Source organism: Aeromonas sp. L_1B5_3 (genome assembly GCF_963866575.1).
Lineage (GTDB): Bacteria > Pseudomonadota > Gammaproteobacteria > Enterobacterales > Aeromonadaceae > Aeromonas > Aeromonas jandaei.
The window spans coordinates 172,441-179,275 of record NZ_CAWMDN010000079.1 but is presented as its reverse complement, the minus strand read 5'-3'; the positions used below and the strand labels follow the sequence as shown (position 1 = coordinate 179,275).

Here is a 6,835-nt window from a genome sequence, read left to right as displayed (position 1 = left end):
TCGTGACCGGGCGCACCTACCACGCCACCAACCGGCCGCCGTATGAGCTGCCCGCCAACAAGACGCGCACTGTGCTGCGTACCGAAACTCACAAGGGCGAGGGCTTCAACGAGCTGCGTTTCGAAGACCAGGCGGGGCAGGAAGAGATTTATATCCATGGTCAGAAAAACCTGAACGTGCTTATCGAGAACGATGTGGCCTGGCATATCAAACACGACGAGCATCGCGACATCGACTTTGATCGGGTAACCCGCATCAGAAAGGTGCCGGGCAAGGATGGTGCTCCGCCCAGCCTCGGTAATGACCACCTGACAGTTGAAGGTGAAAAACGCGACCACATCAAGGCGGACTATTCGCTGACAGTTGATACCTCCCTGCATCAGAAGCTAGGCCAATCTCTCTTGGTGGAAGCGGGTGAAGAGGTGCATATCAAGGTGGGTGACAAGCTGGTGCTGGAGGCGGGCTCCGAGATCACTCTCAAGGGCGGCGGTAGTTTTGTGAAAGTTGACCCGAGTGGCATCAAGCTGGTCGGCCCCGCCATCAAACTCAATGCCGGCGGCAGCCCGGGAGCAGGCTCTGGCTGGGCTGGTCAGGCTCCCGTTACTCCCAAAGGAGTTGAGGTGGTCAAAGCCCCGGAACTGGTTGAACTGGTCAAGGCGATTGCCACCGAGAAGGCGATGGAGGCGTTGCTCAAGGTGCTGGAGCCCGATTGCGATTATCAGCCCTCCGCTTGATGTTCGACGAACAACTTAGGATTGAATGACAAAGATGAAAATCGTCTATCCCATGCAACTGGCGGGTGAGAACGGCTCCAGCGAGATTGCATCTCTCGATGAATTTATCAATAAGTTCAACAGCCTCAAGAGCGGTACCTTCCCGATAGGCCGCAACCGTATCTGGCACGGTGGTATCCACTTCAGTAAAAGCGGAGGCTGGCACCCGAGCGGCGCAGTGCGCGCGATTGCTGACGGGGAGATTGTGGCCTACCGACTGGCGACCAAACCAGCCAAGGCGACCCGTAGCACCGAAGAGGGCAAGCCAGAGGGAAAGATTGACTTGTATACCTCCCCTTCGTTTTGTCTGGTACGTCATCGCTACGAAGCCGGTGAGCAGAGCAAGAATCAACTGACCTTCTACAGCCTCTACATGCACATCGCCTGTGAGAACAGCTACAACAGTTCCGAGGCTGCGCGAGTAATGGTCAAGGGGGCAGGTGTGTCCACCTATGAACCGGTGGTCGAGGGACATCCTCCCAAGCTGACACGTCGGCTGTCTGGCGATAAACCTGTCTATGCGAAAAAGGGGGCTGAAGTGAAGTTGGTCGGCCAGGAAGTGAAGAACCTGCTTAACCACAAAGATGAGCCCCACGATTACTATCTGGTGCACTACGTTGATGACCCTGACAGCCTGTTCCATATTGCGGCAAGCCAATTGCAGCAGGAATTTCCACAAAAGCCGACGTGGATGACGCCACCGGAAGGCAAGCCAGCTCGCTATAAGATCCCTGGTAATACATGGCTACGTAAAAGCGCTGACACCACAGCTGAGAGCTTGGGCTTGCCTGCAGGTAGTGAGGTCGTGATATCTGGTGAGCCGGCACAAATGATAAGCATCAATGGCGGCACGACTGAGTTTCGTAAAGTACAGGTTTTCAAGGTGGGCAGCGGCACTGTCAAAGACAGTGCCAATCAGGTGATGACCAATGCCAGCAAAGGTGCCGTTGGCTGGCTGGCAAAAAGCAAGATGGGGGCCAGACTGACCGCAGAACCGAGTATCCCTGTCGAATTCAAAGACGATGCGGTCGTTGACCGCAGCGCAAACCCGATACCGGTGCAGGCCGGAGAGATCATCGGTCATTGGGGTGAGCATGAGCTAGCCACTGCCGGAGCCAGCGGTTTCGAGAAAGACGCAGACAGCAAAGCCGTGCACTTTGAGGTGTTTGTTGCAGAGAGCGACAAACAGGTGCTTGAAGATTGCATCAATAACAAGGCGCGAGTAACCGGTGGTCAGGGCTACCTGCTGGTAAAGAAAAAGGCCACTACCTATCGTCTCACCAGCGATAGCAAGCATGGTTTTCACGAGGTTGCCAATTTTGGGCCGCTGGTCTTACCGTTGGCGGTGAAAGAGTCTGATATTGTCACTCACGGTGCCAACAACTTTGTGAAGGTACGTGAGCGGACTGCTGCGGACGGGGAGTTAGCTGGCGAGTTCATATTGCAGGGCGGTGATGTCGAAGTCATCAGTCAGCACGACTGGCACAAGCTGGGCGTCAAGCTGGTCGATGGCAGCAGCGATGAAGATGGATTTTTGGACAAGGCTGATACCGAGAGTGAAGATCCGCAACAGAAAGAGGCGAGCAAATTTTTCAGTACCCTCTATGACAAGCTGGTGACAGACAGGGACAACGATGGCACCCTGAGCGGCGATGATATCAAGGCCGCGTTGGCCGATGAGGAGTTGGCGGGCAAGTTGCGGATGTTGTTTATCAAGCACAAAAGCGAATGGGTAAAGCCAGGCCAGGAGTGGCCGCGCTTAAAACAGGAGTTGGCTAAGCAGCCAAAGCTCTATGAATATGCCATGCAGGTACACAACAATATGGCGTGGATGGAAGATACCAGTAAGATATTGGGTGATACCAATCCTTGGTTTATTCATCCGGCAGGGATGATAGAATTGGTTAGAGATCAGAATGGCTTTAATATTAATCGCCAGTACTTTTTTGAAAAATATAAAGATTTTTACCCTCTAAGCGAGAACCAAAGAAGAAATATATCATTGATGTTTGATGCAATCGAACAGTATTATTCTGATAATGTCGACTCTTGCAATGAACGAAAAGTTGCATATATGTTAGCCACTGCAAAGTTAGAAACTGGTGATACTTTTGCTCCAATATCAGAGGGTGGGGGAAGGAATTACTTTGAAGGTATGTATGATTATTTCCTTGCTAAAAATGAAGATAGAAAAAAAGTGGCAGTCGCGCTTGGCAATATTCAGCCTGGCGATGGCGTCAAATTTCATGGCCGTGGTTTTGTTCAGCTAACAGGTCGCTCCAATTATGATAAAGCCGGTAACTATTTAGGTGTTGATTTGCTGAATTCTCCAGAATTGGCCAAAGACCAAGTTATTGCAGGTAAAATTATGTGTTGGGGTATGGAGAACGGAATTTTTACCGGTAGAAAATTAGACCAATATTTTTCAGATAGTAAAGCAGACTATTATAATGCTCGTAAAATAATAAATGGGTTAGATAGGGCGCAAGATATAGCAGATTATGCTAAGAATATATCTTCATGTATTTTAATTTCAAGGTAAACACATGTTTTATTCACGAATTATGTTATGTTTATGTGCATTTTGGGCCTCACTCTCAGTTTTTGCTTCACCTAGCTTTGATTGTGGAAAGGCAGAGTCATCAATAGAGAAGATGATATGCTCTGATAAGGTTTTGTCAGAATTAGACAGCTCTCTATCTACTCAATATAAATATGTGCTGAAGACCAACCCTAGCTCGGCGTCTTCAATAAAGGATGAACAAAGGACGTGGTTGCGTGAAAGGAAAAAATGCACCGATAACAGCTGCTTGATTTCAATGTATGAAAAACGAATTAAATTTTTACATGACAAGGGAAATACTAAGTTAAATGTTGTGTTGTCACCACCAAACGTTATTGTAACATTGAGTGGCCAACGTCTTGTTATTAAAGATGTAGCACCACAGGGAGGAACAACATTCTCAACTTTAATTGATGGTGAGAATAAATTTTCTGTATGCACAGAGTATCTTGCATCTGCAATAAAGAGAGTTGAGTGCAATGTTTTTAAAAGGATTGGTGAAAAAATATTTTGGGCTTTACATAGTGAAGCTAAAAGAGACTATGATTCATTTTCAGCTATTTTCATGAAATTGGACGACATGTCATACAATGAAGAAGAACAATATAACGTCGCAAAAAAAATAGATGGTTATCAAGGTCTTTATAAAATTAGTAGTTCAACAACCAATGTGATTGAAATTGATCGAAATGGCGTGCTAGTAAAAAAATCCAAGTTGAGTCTTTCTAACGAAGATTTTTATAGCAATCTTGGACAGATTTCACTTGATTATTTGTGATGCATCTTGTTAATTAAAATGCATTTCATTATTTGAACGTTACGGTGAGTTGTTAATTTTTCAGTGTGATTTGGATGATGTCTAAAAATAAAATAAGTACATCACCTAATACCTTGATGATGTGGATAATTGTTAATTTTCACGGTAAGTTAAAGAGGAGTCTCTGACAGAGACTCCTCTTACTTTATTATGGAGACTTAGTTCAAAAAAACAGTTTCTCTTATATTTTATAGCAGTTCAGATTAAATTTCACAATCAAACTCTGGAGCCTTGTTAGGGCGAGAAAATATCTGATTGTTTTTGTGGGTGGAATTAATGCCAGCTTTATTTTTTCTATTTTTTTTGTCGTTTTCTTGTGCTGCACAATCAGAGGCAGAGGCTTCCATTCAGGGTCATGAGGGGAAACTATTTTTCGTAGACAGGGTTGATGATACCATCGGCGATGATGTTATCGCGGCATTTTTTTATGACAATAAGGGGGGGAGGTATTTTGTTGATTACCTTCCTTATTTGTCCTCTAAGGGTAAAATAAAGGATTCCTTCTACTTAAACACTGATAACTTAACGAGTAAATATTTTGTTGTTCAGGAGTCACAAATAGACTCAGACTCAGGAATGAATTGGTCTAATTATTTTAATGTCATTGTTTTTTCTTATCTCAATGGTAAGTTGATTAAAGATGAAAAGTTAACGTCATATTTTGGCTCTGGTGGAGACATTGTAAATCCTAATGGCGCTAATAGCATAACCTATTCCTTTCCATATTATAAAAAGGAAAGGATTTTACAAGCAGTGTCTAAGCCTGAATTTGATGCATGGATGAAAGGGCAAGATGTAAAATTAAAAATAAAAGGGAAGAGTTATTTTTTTCCTGAACCACTGCCAATTAACAGAGCTAAGTCTTATCTTGTCGAAGGTGATGTTGTCCTGAGGAAAAAACATGAGTTAGGGTGGGATTATGTCGTCTATAAATCAACTAAAGGACGAGAATATTCTGGCTGGATGCCTTGTTCTTTAACTGGAAGCTGTTAGATGATATGAGAAGCAGGTTTGATTAATTTCAACTAATTAGGCTTGTGTATAACTTTCCAGGTGGAAATTATTTTTGACAAGGGAAGATAGGGGCATTTATTTTTTGGAATGTACAGGCATAGTTATCACCTGACACCGGCTTAACGCCGGTGTTTTTTTATCGCTACAAATAGTTTTGGTGCAGGATAGCTCGAAGATGTGCTGTATCCAGATGATCTCTTGTTGAGAAGATGGATTTAAGTTTGAATACGTTCTGCAGATCCAGGTAATGAAAAAAGTGATTAGGGGACAAAAAAGAAACCCGCCATGGGCGGGTGGAAGGATTGCAACACTAACCAGGAGGAGGTGTTACCAAGTAGACCCTGTATCTTCGGTAATAGTTCAATTTTGTTGAAGTTTTTCCGTTTTCTTAGCGGGGTTTCCATCGGGATCTGTGGGGGCGGATGAGTTATCATTCTGCTCCCGTCATCCGGTTGCAGAGGATCTATGCCCGCGTTCTCCTGGTTAGCGCTCTTTTTCGGCGCCTTCTATTTTGTCTACGGCGCTTACTTGCCGTTCTGGTCGCTCTGGCTGGAGGGGGTGGGCGTCAGCGCCGAGATGATAGGTCTTTTGCTGGGAGCGGGGATGGCGATCCGCTTTGCCGGCAACCTGATGGTGATGGGACAGATCAAGGGGGCGGGCCATCTGCTGCCGGTTACTCGATTGCTCAGCCTGCTCAGCCTGCTCGCCTTCCTTGGTTTCTATCTCAGCCATCACCTCTGGTGGCTGGTTGGTCTCACCCTGATTGCCAACTTTATCTACCCGACCCTGATGCCGGTGGGTGAGGCGCTGGCAACCCGCATGGTGGTGCAGGCGCATATCGACTACGGCAAGGTGCGGCTGTGCGGTTCGTTTGCCTTTATCGTTGCCTCGACTTTGGTGGGGGCGCTGGTGGGCAACTTCGGCAGCGACTGGATTTTGCACACCATGGTGGCGGGGCTGGTGCTGATGCTGCTGCTCAGCTGGCTGCCACTTAGTCCCGCGCCACAGGATGTGCAGGGGGAGCGCGCCAAGGCATCCTTGCTGGCGACCCTGCGCAGCGCGCCGGTGCGCCGCTTCCTGTTGCTGACAGCGCTGCTGCAGGGAAGCCACGCCGCCTATTACGGTTTCAGTGCAATCTACTGGAAGGCGCAAGGATATAGCGGCACCATCATCGGCTATCTCTGGGCGATCGGGGTGGTGGCCGAGATCTGTATGTTCGCCGCCGACAAGCGCTTCTTGCAGCGCTTCGGGGCGCAGAGCCTCTTTATCGCCGGAGCCATCGGTTGCGTGGTGCGCTGGGTATTGCTGGGGGCTTCGACCGAGCTGTGGGTGTTGGTGCTGGGGCAGCTGCTCCACGCAGTCACTTTCGGGGTGAGCCATCTCGGGGCAGTGCGCTTCATGACCCGTCAGCTACCGGCTGAGCAGTTGATCCCGACCCAGTCCCTCTACGCAGCGCTGGGTCTTGGCATGACAGTGGCGGCTCTGATGGCACTCTGCGGTGTGCTATTCGAGCCACTTGGCGGTGGCATCTTCTTCCTGATGGTGCTGGTGGTGTTGCCGGTGTTCTTCCTGCGGCTGCGCCCCTTTGCCCCCTCTGCGCAGGAGGGTACTACGGCCTGATACAGCTCTATCTGAATCATCATCTGGAAAAAGGGAGAGCCACGGCTC

General features: G+C 47.8%; 5 protein-coding genes. All 5 read left to right on the top strand.

From position 1 onward, the window contains the following. Window positions 1-734: bacteriophage T4 gp5 trimerisation domain-containing protein (locus AACR93_RS05425; protein WP_043850209.1), on the top strand; the 734-nt coding region annotated here is incomplete at its 5' end. Between the two features lie 34 nt (window positions 735-768). Next, on the top strand, window positions 769-3,315 hold the full coding sequence (locus AACR93_RS05420; protein ID WP_156152910.1) for a glycoside hydrolase family 19 protein: 2,547 nt from the start codon (window positions 769-771) through the stop codon (window positions 3,313-3,315). A gap of 4 nt (window positions 3,316-3,319) precedes the next feature. Then, window positions 3,320-4,114 (top strand): lysozyme inhibitor LprI family protein, encoded by a 795-nt coding sequence (locus tag AACR93_RS05415; RefSeq protein WP_082044064.1) that lies wholly within the window; start codon window positions 3,320-3,322, stop codon window positions 4,112-4,114. A gap of 315 nt (window positions 4,115-4,429) precedes the next feature. Beyond that, complete coding sequence (locus tag AACR93_RS05410; protein ID WP_156152909.1) at window positions 4,430-5,146, top strand: hypothetical protein; 717 nt, start codon at window positions 4,430-4,432, stop codon at window positions 5,144-5,146. A 486-nt stretch (window positions 5,147-5,632) separates the two neighbouring features. Further along, window positions 5,633-6,787 (top strand): 3-phenylpropionate MFS transporter, encoded by a 1,155-nt coding sequence (locus AACR93_RS05405; RefSeq protein WP_043850208.1) that lies wholly within the window; start codon window positions 5,633-5,635, stop codon window positions 6,785-6,787. Window positions 6,788-6,835 lie beyond the last annotated feature (48 nt).

Excerpts from the sequence above, each read along its gene's own strand:
- AACR93_RS05420 (WP_156152910.1), top strand. The coding sequence starts at position 769 with ATGAAAATCGTCTATCCCATGCAACTGGCGGGTGAGAACGGCTCCAGC.
- AACR93_RS05415 (WP_082044064.1), top strand. The coding sequence starts at position 3,320 with ATGTTTTATTCACGAATTATGTTATGTTTATGTGCATTTTGGGCCTCA.
- AACR93_RS05410 (WP_156152909.1), top strand. The coding sequence starts at position 4,430 with ATGCCAGCTTTATTTTTTCTATTTTTTTTGTCGTTTTCTTGTGCTGCA.
- AACR93_RS05405 (WP_043850208.1), top strand. The coding sequence starts at position 5,633 with ATGCCCGCGTTCTCCTGGTTAGCGCTCTTTTTCGGCGCCTTCTATTTT.